At 62.2% G+C, this 17,064-nt stretch carries 15 protein-coding genes and 1 other RNA gene; 7 read left to right on the top strand and 9 right to left on the bottom strand.

Annotation, left to right across the window (positions count from 1 at the left end; all coding sequences use genetic code 11):
* Positions 1–158 precede the first annotated feature (158 nt).
* The 3 genes from H2170_09655 to H2170_09665 all read left to right on the top strand — a co-directional run bounded on the left by H2170_09655 (position 159) and on the right by H2170_09665 (position 3,724).
* Positions 159–1,811, top strand: a complete 1,653-nt coding sequence (locus H2170_09655; protein ID MCS6300351.1) for a peptidyl-prolyl cis-trans isomerase — start codon at positions 159–161, stop codon at positions 1,809–1,811.
* A 121-nt stretch (positions 1,812–1,932) separates the two neighbouring features.
* On the top strand, positions 1,933–2,181 hold the full coding sequence (locus H2170_09660; protein ID MCS6300352.1) for a zinc ribbon domain-containing protein: 249 nt from the start codon (positions 1,933–1,935) through the stop codon (positions 2,179–2,181).
* A gap of 22 nt (positions 2,182–2,203) precedes the next feature.
* Positions 2,204–3,724: a TolC family protein gene (locus tag H2170_09665; GenBank protein ID MCS6300353.1), complete on the top strand. Its 1,521-nt coding sequence runs from the start codon at positions 2,204–2,206 to the stop codon at positions 3,722–3,724.
* Between the two features lie 69 nt (positions 3,725–3,793).
* On the opposite strand, the gene H2170_09670 is transcribed toward H2170_09665, so the two are convergent.
* From H2170_09670 to H2170_09685, 4 genes are read right to left on the bottom strand one after another with little or no spacing between them, the layout of a single operon-like run.
* Positions 3,794–4,480, bottom strand: a complete 687-nt coding sequence (locus tag H2170_09670; protein MCS6300354.1) for a hypothetical protein — start codon at positions 4,478–4,480, stop codon at positions 3,794–3,796.
* 57 nt (positions 4,481–4,537) lie between these two features.
* Positions 4,538–5,548, bottom strand: a complete 1,011-nt coding sequence (gene floA / locus H2170_09675) for a flotillin-like protein FloA (protein ID MCS6300355.1) — start codon at positions 5,546–5,548, stop codon at positions 4,538–4,540.
* A complete protein-coding gene (locus H2170_09680; GenBank protein ID MCS6300356.1) occupies positions 5,545–6,027 on the bottom strand; it encodes a serine protease in 483 nt (160 codons plus the stop codon). Before H2170_09680 ends, floA begins: the two co-directional genes overlap by 4 nt.
* A complete protein-coding gene (locus tag H2170_09685; protein MCS6300357.1) occupies positions 6,024–7,511 on the bottom strand; it encodes a hypothetical protein in 1,488 nt (495 codons plus the stop codon). Before H2170_09685 ends, H2170_09680 begins: the two co-directional genes overlap by 4 nt.
* Before the next feature lie 133 nt (positions 7,512–7,644).
* On the opposite strand from H2170_09685, the gene H2170_09690 reads away from it, so the two are divergent.
* The 4 genes from H2170_09690 (at position 7,645) to H2170_09705 (ending at position 11,031) form a co-directional block, all read left to right on the top strand.
* Positions 7,645–8,565: an aldose epimerase gene (locus H2170_09690; GenBank protein ID MCS6300358.1), complete on the top strand. Its 921-nt coding sequence runs from the start codon at positions 7,645–7,647 to the stop codon at positions 8,563–8,565.
* A 42-nt stretch (positions 8,566–8,607) separates the two neighbouring features.
* Positions 8,608–8,985 (top strand): twin-arginine translocase TatA/TatE family subunit, encoded by a 378-nt coding sequence (locus H2170_09695; GenBank protein ID MCS6300359.1) that lies wholly within the window; start codon positions 8,608–8,610, stop codon positions 8,983–8,985.
* Positions 8,986–9,061: 76 nt separating this feature from the next.
* Positions 9,062–9,382, top strand: a complete 321-nt coding sequence (locus H2170_09700; protein ID MCS6300360.1) for a hypothetical protein — start codon at positions 9,062–9,064, stop codon at positions 9,380–9,382.
* Positions 9,379–11,031 (top strand): AarF/ABC1/UbiB kinase family protein, encoded by a 1,653-nt coding sequence (locus H2170_09705; protein MCS6300361.1) that lies wholly within the window; start codon positions 9,379–9,381, stop codon positions 11,029–11,031. The genes H2170_09700 and H2170_09705 overlap by 4 nt, the downstream gene beginning before the upstream one ends.
* Before the next feature lie 33 nt (positions 11,032–11,064).
* Here the strand turns inward: H2170_09705 and H2170_09710 are convergent, their stop codons facing one another.
* The 5 genes from H2170_09710 to rnpB form a co-directional block, all read right to left on the bottom strand.
* Positions 11,065–12,258 (bottom strand): PAS domain-containing protein, encoded by a 1,194-nt coding sequence (locus H2170_09710; GenBank protein MCS6300362.1) that lies wholly within the window; start codon positions 12,256–12,258, stop codon positions 11,065–11,067.
* Between the two features lie 212 nt (positions 12,259–12,470).
* Positions 12,471–14,273, bottom strand: coding sequence for an ATP-binding cassette domain-containing protein (locus tag H2170_09715; protein MCS6300363.1), 1,803 nt, complete (start codon positions 14,271–14,273; stop codon positions 12,471–12,473).
* 134 nt (positions 14,274–14,407) lie between these two features.
* Entirely contained in the window at positions 14,408–15,553 is a 1,146-nt protein-coding gene (locus H2170_09720; protein MCS6300364.1) for a PAS domain-containing protein, read from the bottom strand.
* 110 nt (positions 15,554–15,663) lie between these two features.
* On the bottom strand, positions 15,664–16,326 hold the full coding sequence (locus tag H2170_09725; GenBank protein ID MCS6300365.1) for a DUF1275 domain-containing protein: 663 nt from the start codon (positions 16,324–16,326) through the stop codon (positions 15,664–15,666).
* A 229-nt stretch (positions 16,327–16,555) separates the two neighbouring features.
* Positions 16,556–16,986: RNase P RNA component class A (gene rnpB / locus H2170_09730), an RNA gene on the bottom strand.
* Positions 16,987–17,064: the final 78 nt, after the last annotated feature.

Genomic DNA, 17,064 nt, shown 5'->3' on the forward strand with positions numbered 1-17,064 from the left:
GCGTGAGCGCAAGGATGCCGCAACCCTCAACTTGAATGCTAATGAGCATGAAGACCTCCCCCGAGCGCAGAAACCACGCGACCTCAACCCCGTAAAAAGCCGCGTATTCGGCTCTTGAATCGTCCCGTACTCCACTCACCATCGCCCCTTTTACCTCTATGATTTCCTGGATCCAACGTACCTTCCAGCAGCACTTCAAGTGGCTGTTTCTCGCCCTGCTCATTCTGGTCATAATCTCCTTCGTGTTCATCACCAACGCCTCTTCCGGCTTTGGGCATGTCGCCAAGCAGACCCCGGCCCGCCCCTACTTTGGGATTAACCTGGCCTCGGCCGAGGACACCAAAGAGCTGGTCCGCGACGCCTCGCTGAGCGTGCAACTTCACGGCATGCAGATGCGCAGCGAAGGCCAGTTCCAGCAGTACGCACTTCAGCGCCTGGCCGCCCTCCACCTAGCAGGCGAACTCAACCTGCCCACCCCGTCCAACGACGACCTCACCCGCCACATTCAGACGCTGCGCGCCTTCGCCGGCCCCGACGGCAAATTCGACGCCAAGGTTTACGCCAAGTTCCGCGACGACCTCAAAACCAACCCGCAGCTGCGCGAAAGCGACGTCACCCGCGTGATCGCCGACGACGTGACTTACCAGCAGGTTCTCAAGCTGCTCTCCGGCCCCGGCTATGTCTTGCCCGCCGATGTCCAGCAGCAGCTCAACCGCGGCAACACCACCTGGACGCTCGAAGCCGTCACCATTGACATCCCGAGCTTCAGCCCCGCCATCGCCGCGCCCCCCGAGGCCCTGGCTAAATTCATGGAATTTAACGGTGCCCGCTACGAGATCAGCCCCAAGGCCGGCGTGAGCTACATCGACTTCCCCGCCGCCGCCTTCGTCGGCAAGGTGACGATAACCGAGGAAAAGTTGCGCGCCTATTACGACGCCAACAGCGCCCGCTTCCTCAAGCCCCTCAGCGACAAACCCGCCGCCGTCTCCACCCCCGATGCCGACTTCGCCGCCGCCCGCAAGCAGGTCGAAGAGGCTTACACGTTGGAGCGCGCGCAGGCCCTGGCCAACGCCGCCGCCGGAGACTTCGCCGTGGCGCTCTACGATGGCAAGGTCACCGCCGCCACCCTCGACGCCTTCCTCGCCGCCCGCCAGCTCAGCCGCAAAACCCTGGCCGCCTTCAACGCCGATTCCATTCCCGCCGAGCTTGGCACCAACCGCCGCATCGCCGACGAAGCGCTCAAAACCGGCCCGCAGCGCCTCTTCTCCGACCCGGTCGAAACCGGCCGCGGTGCCGCCATCCTCGTCTGGAACGAGACCGTGCCGGCCCGCCAGCCCGCTCTCGCCGAGGTCAAAGAGCGCGTCACGGCCGATTACCTGGAGTCCGAGAAGCGCAAGCGCTTTTCTGAGGCCGGCGCCACCTTGCGCACCGCGTTGGAGGCCCGCTTGAAGGCCGGCGACACCCTCGCCAAGGCCGTGGCAGCCTGCGCGTCCACCATCCCCGCCAAACTCGACGTCAAGACCTGGCCCGCCTTCACCTTGGCCAAGCCCCCGCAGGACCTCGACTACAGCATTTACAACGCGATCGAGAACCTGCCCAAGGGAGCGCTTTCCCCGATGGTCACCACGGTCGAGCAGGGTTTGATTGTCTACGCAGCCGACAAAAAGCTGCCCTCGGCCGATCCCGCATCCGCCCAATTTGCCGAGACCCGCACGCGCTTGGCGGCCTACACCGCCTCACGTAACGGCAGCGACGTCCTCTCCGGCCTAGTGACCGCCGAGTTGGCCAAATCAGCCCCGGCCACCCCGTAAGTAAAAAACCACTGGCTGATGTTTAGGCGGGCCCAAAACGGGCCCGCCTTTTTTGTGTCGCGATGCGCGCACAAACCAAGCTGGCCAAATTCACGCAACCCCGTTTCGTTCCCCGTTAGCTATGCCCGTTTACCGCTACGCCCCCGTCAAATGCCCCTGCAAGCTCTGCGGCGACGGCTTTGATCACCGGCACGATACCGACGAGGCGGCGCTCACCGCCTGCCCCACCTGCGGCCAAGCGGTCAATCGCGTCATCGTGCAACCGGTTAACACGCCAAAATTGCTCGCTCCACTGTCGATCGCCAAAGCCAAACAGGCCGGTTTCACCGTTTTCAAACGCATCTCCGACACCGAGCTAGAACGCCAATAAGCCCGCACATTTTTTCACCCCGATGTTTCGCCCCCTCCGACTCCCTCCCGCTGCTTTTTTCACCCTCGCTCTGGCCGCCCTCGTAACGAGTCCCGCCCACGCCCAGCTGGCTGCGCCAGCGCCAACACCCGCGCCATCGCCCGCTTCCGCCCCCGCCCCGCTCACGCTGGAGGAATGCGTTGCCCGCGCGCTCAACCAGAATTTCGACCTGCAGCTCCAGCAGTTCGCCACCCAGAACGCCCGCGAATCGGTCATCACCGCCGATGCCAGCTTCGACCCGACGCTCTTTTCATCGGTGTCTGCCGCCGGTGCTCAAGATTCTACCGTCAGCCCCACTCGAAACACCCGCGACCAAGCCGCCTCGCTTGGCGTGACCCAACTCCTGGCCTCCGGCGCTACGGCTAGGGTCAGCACCGCGCTAGAACGCAGCAAGGAATCGCCCTTCGTCGCACCGCCGTTGTTTAACCCCGTTTACAACAGCGACCTCGCGCTCTCGGTTAACCAACCGCTGATGCAAGGCTTCGGGGTGACCATCACGCGTTCCGCGATCGAACGCGCCCGCCTCGCCGTGTCCCGCGCCCAGTATGATTTCAAGGACGCCGTGCTCACCGTGATTCGCAACGTCGAGTCCGCCTACTACATCCTCGCCTTCGCCCGCGAACAACTCGTCGTGCGCAAACTCAGCCTCGCGGTCGCTCAGACCCTGTTTGACGAAAACACGATCCGCCAGCGCACCGGCGTCGCCACCAGCCTCGACGTCCTGCAAGCCGAAGTCGGCGTGGCCAACGCCCGCCGCGACCTCCTGCTCGCCGAACAAGCGGTAAGCGACCGCGAAGACGCTTTGCTCAACCTGATCGGTCGCTTTGCCAACGCCCAACGCCCCGGCCCCGTCCGTCTCTCGGATGAACCCGCACCGGCGGTGTCCTTCGACCTGTCCTATGCGCTGGCCTTGGCCAACGCGCCCGAATTGGCCTCCAACCAACTTTTAGCCGAGCAACTCAAACTCGACCTCGCAGTCGCCAAAAACAACCGCCTGCCCACCCTCGATTTGGGTGCTGCAGTGGGCCTCAACGGCGCCGACCGCCGCAACGCCACCAGCGCGCTGAATAGCTCCGCTTCCGGTGATTCCTACGACTGGCAAGTCGACCTGACGCTCTCGATCCCGTGGGGGCTGCGCGCCGAACGCGCCAAATACCGCCAGGCCCGCACCAACCTCACCCGCCAGGAAACCGCCATCGCCCAACTCGATCAGAATTTGCTGGTCGACGTGCGCGCCGCTGTTCGAGCGGTCGATACCAACCGCGAAACCGTTACCGTTTCTATTTTGGCCACGGAGCTCAGCCGTAAACAATTCGAAGCAGAAAAGGCCCGCTACGAAGCGGGCCGCTCGACCTACCGCTTCGTGGAAGACGCCCGCCGCGACTACGACACCGCGCGGGTGAACGAACTGCTCGCCCGGGTAAACCTTCGTATTGCCGTAGCCGAACTGAGCCGCCTCGAAGGCAGTTCACTCACGCGTTATCAGGTCAAATTGGAGAAGTGAGCCCATTTCCGCCTGTATAGGCTTAGAAACGAGCCATTTTTTAGGCCAATCACCCCCGTCGGCCAGACCTCAGCGCAGGCCGACCGGCGTGCCCAACACTTCGCGCATCACGATCGCCTTGCGCAGCGAGCGGGCGTTGCGCAATTCGCTCAGTAAACTGGCGTCGTCCGACATGCGCGCCTGCCCTGCAGCCGAGGCGGCAGCTGTCGCCAACTCCACGTTTTCCCGCATCGCCCGCGCCGTGCGACCGGTCTCCGCACGGCGTTGATTCAGCACCGCGAGTTGTTCGGCCAACGCCCGCTGGCTTTCCAGCACAGCGGCGGCCTCGCGCTCCACCGTGGCGCGGCGGGTTTCATCCATAGCATACGGCGACGCCACCTCACGCCGACGCACCACAGGCGGTGGGGCCGGCTGCTGCCGCGCAACCGGTGCCTGGGCCGGAGCCCCGCCTCGCGAGACGGGCAGCGACGGCGGAAGCGACTGAGTCTCCGCTATAGGCCGAAGCCCTCCGCCGCTTTGGCGTTCCGCGATCTTACGGCGAATCTCCTCCTGAATGCGCCGCGTGTTCTCATCGTGCAGCGACGTTTCGTCCTGCTCGTGTAGACTGCGACCCGATTGCGGACGGGTGTCCGGCTCGCCATCGCCATCGTAGTCGGCAGGCTCGCCGGCTTGCTCTTTCTTGCGCGCGTTTAGCCAGTAGGCGATCGCACCGGCAATCGCCAGAATGAGCTGCACGTTATCGAGTATCCAATCCATAGGTCCGTTACGGGTTAAGGGTGGGGTTTTAGCCGTGCAGGATTTTCAGGCTAACGCTCAGGATTTCTGGCCTTCGCCGGGCTGCGCGATCGATTTCCGCATGGCGGTGTCGGCCTGCACGTTTTCCATTTTGTAGTAGTCCATCACGCCCAGACGACCGGAGCGGAACGCCTCGGCGAGAGCGCGCGGCACTTCAGCCTGCGCGCGGACCACCTCGGCCTGCATCTCCTGCACGCGGGCCTTCATCTCCTGCTCGACGGCCACGGCGGCTGCACGGCGGATTTCCGCCTCGGCCTGAGCGATGCTCTTGTTGGCCTCGGCCTGGGCTTGCTGCAGTTTGGCGCCTACGTTCTCGCCCACGTCGACGTCGGCGATGTCGATAGAGAGGATCTCGAATGCGGAGCCCACATCGAGGCCGCGCGCCAAAACCGTCTTGGAAATGCTATCGGGAGACTCCAGCACGATTTTGTAACTTTCCGACGAGCCGATGGTCGAAACGATACCCTCGCCGACGCGCGCGATGATGGTCTCCTCCTTGGCACCGCCCACGAAACGGTCGAGGTGGGTGCGCACCGTCACGCGGGCCTTCACCTTCACCTGGATGCCGTCCTTGGCCACGCCGTCGATGGTGGTGCGGCCGGACTCGGGGTTGGGGCAGTCGATCACCTTCGGATCGACCGAGGTGCGCACGGCCTCGACCACGGATTTACCGGAGCCCTTGGTCGCCAAATCGATCGCGCAGGCGCGGTCCCAGTCGAGCACGATGCCGGCCTTTTGCGCGGCAACCAACGCCTGCACCGTCGGCACCACATTGCCGCCGGCCAGGAAGTGCGCGGAGATTTTGTCGGTGGTGACCTCGATGCCGGCTTTCACCGCGGTGATGCGCGCATCGACCACCAGGCTGTAAGGCACGCCACCGAGGCGCATGCCCAGCAAGGTAAGGATGCCGACGGGCGCACCGTTGAGGCGGGCTTTAAGCCAAACGCCGATGAAGGAAATGAAAACGCCAGCCGCAATGAGGATGGCGATGACGAGCGGGATGAGGATGAGTAACGGTAGGTTGTTCATGAGGAAATTGGGTTGGAAACGATAACGATGAGACGAAAATTATCTACGCCGACGACACGTAAGTCGGCACCTTTTGCGGCGTAGCCCGAGCAGCAAAACGCCTCGAACCGCCGCCCCGCCACTTGGACAAATCCGCTGGGCGCCAAAGTGGTCAGCGCCACCGCCGGTTGGTCCACCACGTCTTCGGGTCGAGCGATGGGCGGCTGACTCGTGCCATCCACGCTCGCATCCACCACAAGCGCGCGTCCGAGTTTGGTTTTCGGCAGCAGCACCAGTTCGACGTAAAGCATCAGGCCGAGCAGCCCCAACGCGCCAACACTGGCCCAAACCCCGCCCGCCAGCCCGTACTGGTTAAAAGCCAGTACGCTGCCCACCAGAAGGACCATCGCCCCAGCGGCACCGGCTATGCCTCCCGGCAAAAAAACTTCCGCCGTGAGCAACAGCGTTCCGATCAAAAACAAGAGCACGAGGGTGGTCATACGCCGACCCTTTCTACAAGCAGGGCAAACGCCGTGCGGCCGCGCACAATCACCGGGTCGCCGGCATCCACAGCCCCGACTTCCACGGTCGCCTCGTAGCGTCGACCGGCGATTTCCACCTGCCCACTCGGCCGCAGCACGGTCACCGCCACTCCGCGCTGGCCGATCAGCGAATCGACATGCGCGGCGCCCCCGGGACCGACGCCCGCCACCTGGGCCACTCCGCCGATGGACTCCTGCACCACCATTTTATCCCAAACCCAGCCCTTAGGCAGAAACCGCGCCAGCGCGGCGCCGAACGCCACCGCCAGCACCAGGCCTAGGCCCAGGGTTTGCAGCGGCTGAACAAAGGCATCGGCGGACCACGCAACCGTGATCGGCTCATTGGGCCACAAGTCGGCCATCGACCAGACCAGTGCGCCCAGCATCAGCAAAACGCCGAGGAGCGCCGTCACAATCAGCCCAGGGAAAAACAGGATTTCAGCAGCCAGCAGGCCGGCGCCGAGGGCAAACACCAACGCTGGCTCGTGGCCGGAAAGTCCCGCCACAAAGTGCCCGAAAAAAACCACGCCCAACAGCACCCCACCGGTGATTCCAAAGAGCCCAAATCCGGGCGTTTTAAACTCGATGAACACCGCAAGCAGCCCCAGCCCGAGCAGGATCGGCGACAAGGCGTTGAGGTACTGCGCCAACTCCTCCGACCAGGTGACTTCCAAGCGCTGAACGGAAAAGTTACCCGCCCCGAATTTTTGCGTGAGCAGGTCGTCGACGGTTTTGGCGATGCCCGCCGCCAGCAGCGGCTGCGGGGGCTGGCCGTAGAGCTTGCTCGCCTCACTGGCGGTCAGTGACAACAGCTCGCCTTTTTCCTTCAACACCTGCCCGTCGATCTTCAGCTCGGTGTCGGCGTCGATCATCGCCGAGATCACGACGCCCCGGTGGCCCTTCCCCTCAGAAAGAGCACGCACCCGAGCCTTCAGGTAGCTGACGATTTTCTGTTTCATGGTCACGTCGACGTCCTTGCCGCCCGAGCTCACGGGAGCGGCGGCACCGATCACGGCTTCGGGGGCAAACCAGATTTCGCTGGTGGTCGCGGAGATGAACGCGCCGGCCGAAATGGCCTCTTTATTGACGAAGGTCACGGTCGTGCCGGGGAATTTACCCAACGCTTCCATGATCTCGAAGGTCACGTCCAGGCGGCCGCCGGGCGTCTCCATGTCGAGCACGACCACATCGGCTTTTTGCTCGATGGCCTCCTTCAATCCCCGGCGCAGCACATAGAGAATGGGCTTATCGATACCATCCCGAACGGGGATAACCCACACGCTCTTCACGCCCGAGCGCACCGCCGCAACCTCAGGGACAGCCACCACTGGGTCCTCCGCCAGCGCCACCGCCGGAGCCGCCACCACCGGAGCCTCGGCTTGCGCCCGCAGACAGAGCGGGAGCACCAGGGAAACGAGGAGGCAGTAGAGGGCGCGCGTCATAAAAGCGGGGAATAAAGCGCGCCCCTTTCACTTGCGCAAGCGCTGCGAGTTATCAGCAAGTTACAAACTGGCGCGTTTGTTTCCACGGAATCCTTTTGCCTAGCCGCGGGTTGCGCGCAAAAACAGCCGCCTCATGGAAAAGGTGTCTTATCACGGAAAAACTCTCACCCGCTGGCAGGTCGGCAATTCGACGTTCCTGGCCCTGCCCGAACACGGCGCGCGCCTGATGAACTGGCACCTCTCGCTCGGGGACAGCTCGGTGCGCGACATCCTTTACTGGCCTGAGGACGCCAATTTCAACGACTTCCCCAAGGTGCGCGGCGGCAACCCGATCCTGTTTCCCTTCAACGCGCGCAGCTTCGACGCCGGTGAAATCCACTTCTGGCGCGACCCCACCGGCCTGCGCCGCCCGATGCCCATGCACGGCTTCGCCCGCACCGGTGAGTTCAAAGTCACGCGCATGGACGCCCGCGGTTTCACCGCCGTTCTCGTGCCCGATGATGCCGCCCGCCAGGCGTACCCGTTCAACTACGAGTTCACCGTCGCCTACCGCTTCTCCGAGCTCGGCCTGGCCTGCGAACTGACCCTGCGCAACCTCGACAAACAGCCCATCCCCTGGAGCGCCGGCCACCACTTTTATTTCACCGCGCCCTGGACTGAAGGCCAGACCCGCGCCGACTACATCATCCGCATTCCCGCTACGCGCAGCCACCGCCAGGACGCCGCCGGTAAACTCACACCCGGCCCCACATTCAAGGGCGAGGAGCGCCTCGACAACCCGGCGTTGGTCGACGCCATCCACCTCGGCCTCAAATCCAACAGCGTCTCATTTGGCCCGAGTGCCGGACCGGGTAAAGTGACCATCAGCCACGGCACCGCACCCGTGCCGCCGGCCGAGGCGGCATTTGTCACCTGGACGGCCTCGCCCGAGGCGCCGTTTTACTGCGTCGAACCCTGGATGGGGCCGCCCAACGCCCCTGAAAACAAAATCGGCCTGCACTGGGTCCAGCCCGGCCAGTCGCAAAGCTTCGTCGTTGAAATCGCGGTAAAATAACCGCCACCGCAGAAGTTTTACCACATAACGAAACCGATCCCCATGCCCTCTTCATTGTCCACGCTCGCCTTTATCGGAGACATCGGCGGCGGCGAAATCATACTGGTGTTTCTGGTCGTGCTGATGCTCTTCGGCGGCGAAAAGATGCCCGAACTGGCGCGCAGCTTGGGCAAGGCCCTCCGCGAAATCAAAAAGGCGACCTCTGGGGTTGAGGAGCAACTCAAACAAGCGATGGCGGAAGCCCCGCCCAAACCCCGCCCAGCCCCCACGGCTAGCCTCCCTGCGGCCAGTTTACCGCCGGTTTATACCCCGCCGCCCGCCGCCGCTATCACACCGGTCGAAGCCCCTCCGCCCGCCTCCCCGACTGCGCCCCTCACCTCCGGCGACCGCCATCCTGCACCCGGCGGCGACAAAGCGTAACAACCGGGTCGGAAGGCCCGAACGTTTTCGCCTTTGCGGTTGCCCGTAACCGCGACCCGCGCAAGTTAACCGCACCATGTTCGACCTCATCAAAAAAACTCTCCTCGCCGGCGTCGGTGCCGCCGTCATCACCAAGGAAAAAGTCGAGGACTCGCTCGATGACTACGTTCGCCAGGGCAAACTGAAGGCCGACGATGCCAAAATCATCGCCTCCAAAATCGCGGAACAGGGTCGCAAGGAATTCGAGGAAATGAGCCAGACGCTCGCCGCCAAGATCCAAGATCTGGCCGCCAACAGCCCCACCAAAACCGATCCTCGCATCGCCGCCCTCGAAGAACGCATCCGCTCGCTCGAAGCCAAACTAGCCAACCCTCCCACCCGCGCCGGCGAACCGTGAAACCGCTGACGTTCCTCAGCAACGCCGCCCGCGCAAAGGACATCTTCGCGGTTCTGGCCAAGCACGGTTTCGCCAACCTGCTCACCCAGCTCGATCCGCAGGAGGGACTCTGGACGCGCATCATCCCCCAGCCGGCTGAACGCCGCACCCTGTGGGAACGCGTGCGCTTGGCGCTAGAAGAGCTCGGGCCCACCTTCGTCAAAGCCGGCCAGTTAATGAGCATGCGGCCCGACGCTCTGCCGCACGCCCTGATCTTCGAACTGCGTAAACTGCAAAACGCCGTCAGTCCCCTACCCTTCGCCGAGATGTGCCCGGTGCTGGAGGACGACCTCGGCATGACCTGTGCCCAGGCGTTCGCCATCTTCGAGGAAAAACCCGTGGCCAGCGCCTCGCTCGCCCAAGTTTACTTCGCCACCCTCCACGACGGCCGCGAGGTGGCGGTAAAGGTTCAGCGCCCCAATCTCGACAAAACGGTGCAGGCCGACCTCGACCTGCTCACGTGGTTCGCCGGCCAGTTGCACCAACGCATCGCCGCCATTTCCCCCTATGACCTGCCCTCGGTCGTAGCCGAGGTGAAGGACAACCTGCTGCGCGAACTCGATTTTCGCCACGAGGCCCGCAACCAGCGCTATTTTAACGCCCTCAACCCGCACCCCGACCGCGTCTTCGCGCCCGAGGTGATCGACGAGTTTTGCGGCGAACATGTCATCGTGATGCAGCGCATCATCGGAGTCTCGGTGGACAACGCCGCGCTCGCTCCCGCCGAGGCCAAACGCATCGCTTCCAACGGCGCATCCTCGCTGATCCACCAGGTGCTCATCGCCGGGTTTTTCCACGCCGACCCGCATGGTGGCAACGTACTGGTCACGCCCGACGGGCGACTGTGTTTTCTCGACTGGGGCATGGCGGGTAACCTCACCCGCCGCCTGCGCCTCGGCCTGGCCGATTTGTTCATGGCCGCCGTCCAGCAAGACGCCGAGCGCATCGTGCAAATCGCCGCCGACCTCGGCAGCCCCTCCGGTCGCGCCGACCTGCGCGCCATGGAGCGCGATGTCACCCTGACTTTGCGCGAAGATTTCAACAGTGCGATCGGCCGTATCCAACTCGGACGCGCCATGCTCAAGCTGTTGTTCATCTTCGGCCAAAACGGGATCAACATCACCCGCGACTATTCGCTCATGGCCAAGGCCGTGCTCTCGATCGAAGAGGTCGCGCGCACGCTCGACCCGCAGTTCGACCTACGCACCGAGTCCCGCCCGATCCTTGCGCAACTCCAAAAAGACCGCACCGGCCCCCGGGCGATCGCCCGCGACGGTCGCACGCTGCTGCGTTCACTGCTCACCGGCGCACGCGAACTGCCGGCGGATATTTTCCGAATCATCCGCCGCATCGAACACGACGACCTGACCATCAAGTTTCAGCATCAAGGTCTGGAGAGCCTGGATAAGGCAATCAGCTCGGCGAGCAACCGCCTGACGCTCGGGGTGATCATTGGGGCGCTGGTGATCGGATCCTCGTTGATCGTGACGACCGGTATTCGCCCCTACCTGTTTGGCTTCCCGGCCTTCGGCATCGTCGGCTACCTCATTTCCGCAATGCTGGGCCTTTACGTCGTCTGGGACATCGTCCGCTACAACCGCCACCGGTAGACCGGGGCGAGTTGAGCAGGAGTGAGAGCGGTCTCAGGCCGGACGTGCGCCAGCGCCCTTGAGTTGGGCCAGTTCGGCACGCAGCGCCACCGTCTCGGCGCGCAACTCGGCGGTTGCGGCCACCTCAGCCCGCAGTTTTACAATCTCTTCGTGCGCCAGCTTCATCTGTTCATCGAAGCCCTTACGCAGAGTGATATTGCGCCCCATGCCGATGATCCCGATCACCTCGCCCGCCGCATTCCGATAAGGCAGCTTGGTCGTCAAAATATGAATCTCACGACCATCAGCACCGAGAATCATCTCCTCCCGGTTAATCAACGGCATTCCCGTGGCCATGATCGCCTCCTCGTCCTTACGGAATCCCGCCGCCAACTCAGGCGGATAAAGATCCACGTCGCGTTTACCGCGTAAGAACGCCTGCGTAACCCCCATGCGATTGGCGATCACTTGATTGGCCAAAAGGAACCGTCCCTCGCGGTCTTTGATATAAACCGAGTCAGGTAAGCGTGTGAGCAAAACCTCCAACAAATGCCGCTCGGTCTCCAGAGCCATCTCCGTGGTTTTAAATGCGGTCTCATCGCGCGAAAAACCAAAAGTACCGATCACCCGCCCGCTGCGGTCACGCAACGGGCATTTCCAAGTCAGCCACCACTTGACCCGATTCCCGTCATAGGTCGCTCGCTCTGACAGGGCTATCACCGGCTGCCCCGTGCGCATGATCGCTTGTTCATCGGCCAATGTTTTCTGCGCATAATCAGCGCTCAAAAAGTCAGCGTCACTGCGGCCAATCAGCAGTGCCGGATCATCCAGTTGGACGCTGCGAGCGAGCTCGTGATTTGCGGCCAAAAAACGCCCGTACCTGTCCTTAAAATAAACGAGATCCGGCAACAGCGGCAGCAGTTGGCTTAAGAAAATGGATTCAAACTGGTTCGTGCGTTCGGCAAGTGCGGCGACAATCGCGGGCTCCAGCCACACGGGGTCGAGTTCGGTAGCCACCACGCAGGCGACTGCGTGATCGAGTAGCATCTCCTGAGCGGCAACCAAGTCCTCGCGAGGCCAATCCGGACCGATCACAGCCACACTCAGGGCGCAGGCCTTGATCGCCTCGGCCAAGCCGGCGAGATCATCCACCCCCGGCAAAACCCGTGCGTCGGCCGCCACCGGCAGATTCTTAAGCACTTGTGAGCTAAAGCTGAGAGGCAGCAGGTGACGGGGTAGCGGATCCATATTAAAAAAAAGAGGCTTCAATGGTCTAACCGACGAGCAGGTTGCGGATAAGAAAAGAACCGATCGCCGCATGCAATTATAAACCCGGTTTGAACGTGCTGAATGGAACCAGCCTAGCTGCTGAAAGGATGCCGCGGTGGATTGGCTTCAATCTCGCCCGTGTCGGCAGCATTTCCGACACGAGCATACACCGCGTCCCCGCACCTTTGGGCTCAGCCGTTTTTGGCTGCTTCCAATTCCTCCCAGCGAGCAAAGGCAATGGCGTGTTCGGCCTCAATTTCGTCAAGGCGCGCTTTGGCTGCAGAGGCCGCAGTCGGGTCTTTGCGATAAATAGCCACGTCACCGAGCTTAAGCGTGAGCTGCGCCTGCTCCGTCTCCAGTTTCTCGATGCGCGCGGGCAACTCGGCCAATTCGCGCTGCTCTTTATTGTTAAGCTTACGCGCCGAGGCCGCGTTGGCGCTGGCGCGGACCGGGCCGCTCTTGAGCAGGGGCGCGGCGGCGGCCACCGCACGCTTGGCCAACTCGGCCTTCCAGTCGGTATAACCACCGTCGAAGTCGCCGATCTGGCCGTCGCCTTCGAACACCAGCGAACTGGTGACCACTTCGTCCAAAAAGGCGCGGTCGTGGCTCACCACCAACAGCGTGCCGTCGTACTCGACGAGTAAGTTTTCCAAGAGGTCGAGGGTCTCGGCGTCGAGGTCGTTGGTGGGCTCGTCCATCACCAAGACGTTGGCCGGCTTGGTGAAGAGCCGGGCGAGCAGCAGGCGGTTGCGTTCGCCGCCGGAGAGCACGCGGGCGGGCGTGCGGGCGCGGTCGGGCGTGAACAGGAAATCCTGCAGATAACTGATCACGTGGCGCGTGCGGCCATCGATGGTGATGCAGTCACTGCCGAGGTTAAGGTTTTCCGCCACCGTCTTGTTGTCGTCGATGAGCGAGCGCAGTTGGTCGAAGTAGGTGACCTCCATGCGGGTGCCGTGTTTGATCGTGCCACTGGTGGGCTCGATCTGGCCCAGGAGCAGTTTGATCAACGTGGTCTTACCGGCGCCGTTGGGGCCGATCAGGCCGATCTTGTCGCCACGCATGATCGTGGTGCTGAAATCCTTCACCAGCACGCGACCGTCTGGATAGGAGAAGCTCATGTTCTCCACATCGACGACCTTGGCTCCGGAGCGTTCGGCTTCGACCAACTTGAGGTTGGCGTTGCCGGTCTTGCTGCGGCGGGCGGCACGCTCGGCGCGCATGGCAATGAGCTGGTGCACACGGCCCTGGGCGCGTGAACGCTGGGCGCGCACTCCGCGGCGAATCCATTCCTCCTCTTGCGCGAGCTTTTTGTCGAAGGCGGCCTGCTGACGCTCCTCGGCTTCGAGGCGGTCGGCGCGGCGCTGCAGGTAACTGTCGTAATCGCAGTCCCAATTGGTGAGCACGCCGCGGTCGAGTTCGACGATGCGGGTGGCCAGTTTCCTTAAAAACGCACGATCGTGAGTCACGAAAAACAGGCTGGGTTTTTCGGTCAGCAAAAAGTCTTCGAGCCAGAGGATGCTCTCGATGTCGAGGTGGTTGGTCGGCTCGTCAAGGAGCAGTAAATCAGGCTGGCCGGCGAGAGCTCGGGCCAGCAGCACGCGGCGCTTAAGCCCGCCGGAGAGTTTTTCGAACTGGGCGGACGGCGCGAGCTGGAGCTTCTCGATGAGGTTGTCGACGCGCACGTCACGCTCCCAGTCCTCCTCGTGTTCGCCCTGGGCACGCAGGCCGGAGGTAACGATATCGGTCACCGAGCCGAAAATATCGGAAGGGATCTCTTGGTTGAGGCGCGTGAAAACGGCGCCGGGTTGGCGGAAAACCGCACCGGTGTCGGACTTGATCTCGCCGCCGATGACCTTCATCAGCGTGGATTTGCCCGCGCCATTGCGGCCTACCAGACACAGGCGTTCACCCGGATCGACTTGAAAGTTGACCTTATCAAGGACCGCCGGACCACCGAAACAGAGATTAACATCAAGAAGACTAAACAAAGCCATAAGCGGGCCAACTTGTCAGCCGCATGGCTGGCATTGCAACCCTGCGCTCAGTAAACCTGCGGCCTCTGCCAAACGCTCAGTCCCAGCGCCCCCCCCCCCCATGGCCGTGGCGAAACAACCACGGCCGTGCCGAATCAGGATAAACGCGACGTCACCTCGGTGGTCAGTCGAGCCACCTCGGAGCGCAAAGTGGCGATCTCGGTCTGCGCCGCCCTCATTTCCGCATCAAACCCCTTACGCAGGGTAATGTTCCTCGACATGCCGATGACGCCGATGATCTCACCGGCGGGATTACGATAAGGCAGTTTGGTCGTCAGTACGTAAAGTTCACGGCCATCCTTGGTGTTAATCACCTCTTCGCGGTTAATCACCGGCATACCCGAGGCCATGACGTCCTCTTCGTCTTTACGGAAAACCGCCGCTAACTCCGGCGGATAAATATCCGTATCGCTCTTCCCCCTCAGAGAAGCCGGAGTTTCGCCCATCCATTGGGCGACCACTTGATTGGCCAAGAGGAAACGCCCTTCGCGGTCCTTGATGAAAACCGAGTCAGGCAAACCGGTGAGTAGCACTTCCAAAAGATGCCGTTCCGTGGCCAGCGCGATTTCCGTGTTCTTGAGATTGGTCTGGTCGCGTGAGAAACCATAAGTGCCGATCACTCGGCCGCTCTGGTCAAGAAGCGGTGCCTTCCAGGTCACGCACCAGGTAACGCGATCGCCGTCATGCGTTTCCTTCTCTAATAAAGCGGTGATCGGCTGGCCGGTGCGCATGACCTCCTGCTCGTCCGTAAACGCCTGTTGCGCGTGTTCGGAGGAAAAGAAATCGAAGTCGCTGCGACCAATCAAAACCGCCGGATCATCCACCCTTAAGTGCTTAGCAATAAAGGGATTTGCGGCCAGAAAACGGCCATAACGGTCTTTAAAGTAAACCGGGTCCGGCAGCAGGTGCACCAGTTGGGTGAAAAACCCGGATTCCACCCGCCGATCGCGCTCCTCAATCGCGGCACTGATCGCGGACTGAAGTGCAGCGGGATCCAGATTGGTTGCCACCACGCAAGCGGCGGCATGATCGAGAATCAACTCACGTGCGGCAGCCAGATCCTGCGGCGGCCAATCAGGGCCGATCACCACCACGCAGATCGGGCAGGCCTTCAGTGCCTCGGCCAAAGTGACGAGATCGTCAACTGCGGGTAAAACACGCGCGTCCTCCGCGACAGGGAGGTCTTTGATCACTTGCGAAACTAAACCGAGGGGAAGCAGGTGACGAGGGAGCGGTTCCATGAAAAAAAAGAGGGGTTAACAGCTAAACCAGACAGCGGGTTGCCGAAGAAGAAAACAACAACCGGGATCATGCAAATATAAACCCGGTGGTCGCACCGGAGCCGATTTTCTCACCGCCGCCAATGCTTGAAACAAAAGTAGCCCACCCCCGCCAACCCCGACAGCGTGGCCGGAATCAACAGCGTGGCGAAGCCGATGTGGGTATAACACAGGCTCCCGAGTATCCCTCCGGTGAAAAAACCTGCCAGCAACACCAACAGAAGGCGGATGCGGCGAGCATCGATCGCCACGCCCCGCAGCCTTAAACCGACGGCGATGCCCACATCCGTGATGATGCCCGTCATGTGGGTGGTGCGGATCACCGCACCGCTATAATGAGTCGCCATCGCGTTTTGCAGGCCGCAGGCCATCGCCGCCAAACAGTCGCCGGCATAGTTCCCGGTCATCAGCATTTGGCAGGCCGCGAAAAGTAGCGCCGATTCAATGGCCAACACCACCCCGTAACGCCTCCCGAGCTTGAGCGCACTTTCACGAATGATCGCACCGCTGAGAACGCTGCCGATAAAAAACGAAACCACCACGGCGACCGCGTACACCGCCAACGAAAACCGACCCGTCGCAAGCTCATTGCTCAACACCGTCACGGTGCCAGACATGTGCGAGATCGCCTGATGATGCATACCCAGAAATCCCACCGCATTGATCCCCCCCGCCATGCAAGCGAGGCCGAAGCCACCTAACACAATCCAAAGCGGAGTCGGTTTTGAAAACATTGTGGTACCTGCTTAAAGCCCGCCCACGCCGCTTCGGCAAGCTCGCGACCACCCACCCTTCGATCCGCCCGTTTCTCCACCGGCCAAGCAAGGCTTTGGCATACCTACACGCAACCCTGGCAGGCCGGGGGCCATAACGTCGCGCACTGCGCCGACCACCAGCGGCGGGGCACCCTGCCAAGCCCAGCCGAGCGCGAAGGGCCACCCTTCAGCGGCCCATGTAAAAAATTTGGTTTTGGAGCCTGTAAGCCGGATTATGTGCGCGGCCTTGCGGCCGGTGTTCGCCATTTCTCTAGCGGGCTTGCGCCCACTGCGGACCGAAGTCCGCTGCAGCATACCCGTGGCTATAGGACGAGCAGCCCAGCCACCTATTTTGCCTTGCACCGGAAGGGGTTTGTCGTGCCGCCGTCATTGCTGACGACGCGGTGGGCTCTTACCCCACCTTTTCACCCTGACCTCGCGGTTGCCCGCGCGGCGGTTTGTTTTCTGTGACACTTTCCGTCAACGCGCCTTAAAACGCGCTGCCCGCACTTGCCGTGAAGCTCGTGCGGCATCCTGCCCTACGGTGTCCGGACTTTCCTCTCCAAGCATTAACTACAGTCGGCAGTTTTACCCGCCAACAGGGATCAAAGAACCTGGAGCGGCGAACCGGCCCCAAAACCAAGCGGACACCTTACGATCAGGGAATGACCAATGTCCAGTGACCAATGCCCAATTCCAAAAACTCCAGCCCTGCCT

The organism is Opitutus sp., from assembly GCA_024998815.1.
GTDB lineage: Bacteria > Verrucomicrobiota > Verrucomicrobiia > Opitutales > Opitutaceae > Rariglobus.

Coding starts and splice junctions, on each gene's coding strand:
- H2170_09690 (MCS6300358.1), top strand. CDS start 7,645: ATGGAAAAGGTGTCTTATCACGGAAAAACTCTCACCCGCTGGCAGGTC.
- H2170_09710 (MCS6300362.1), bottom strand. CDS start 12,258: ATGGATCCGCTACCCCGTCACCTGCTGCCTCTCAGCTTTAGCTCACAA.
- H2170_09680 (MCS6300356.1), bottom strand. CDS start 6,027: ATGACCACCCTCGTGCTCTTGTTTTTGATCGGAACGCTGTTGCTCACG.
- H2170_09655 (MCS6300351.1), top strand. CDS start 159: ATGATTTCCTGGATCCAACGTACCTTCCAGCAGCACTTCAAGTGGCTG.
- H2170_09720 (MCS6300364.1), bottom strand. CDS start 15,553: ATGGAACCGCTCCCTCGTCACCTGCTTCCCCTCGGTTTAGTTTCGCAA.
- H2170_09665 (MCS6300353.1), top strand. CDS start 2,204: ATGTTTCGCCCCCTCCGACTCCCTCCCGCTGCTTTTTTCACCCTCGCT.
- H2170_09715 (MCS6300363.1), bottom strand. CDS start 14,273: ATGGCTTTGTTTAGTCTTCTTGATGTTAATCTCTGTTTCGGTGGTCCG.
- H2170_09725 (MCS6300365.1), bottom strand. CDS start 16,326: ATGTTTTCAAAACCGACTCCGCTTTGGATTGTGTTAGGTGGCTTCGGC.
- H2170_09660 (MCS6300352.1), top strand. CDS start 1,933: ATGCCCGTTTACCGCTACGCCCCCGTCAAATGCCCCTGCAAGCTCTGC.
- H2170_09685 (MCS6300357.1), bottom strand. CDS start 7,511: ATGACGCGCGCCCTCTACTGCCTCCTCGTTTCCCTGGTGCTCCCGCTC.
- H2170_09670 (MCS6300354.1), bottom strand. CDS start 4,480: ATGGATTGGATACTCGATAACGTGCAGCTCATTCTGGCGATTGCCGGT.
- H2170_09695 (MCS6300359.1), top strand. CDS start 8,608: ATGCCCTCTTCATTGTCCACGCTCGCCTTTATCGGAGACATCGGCGGC.
- H2170_09700 (MCS6300360.1), top strand. CDS start 9,062: ATGTTCGACCTCATCAAAAAAACTCTCCTCGCCGGCGTCGGTGCCGCC.
- floA (MCS6300355.1), bottom strand. CDS start 5,548: ATGAACAACCTACCGTTACTCATCCTCATCCCGCTCGTCATCGCCATC.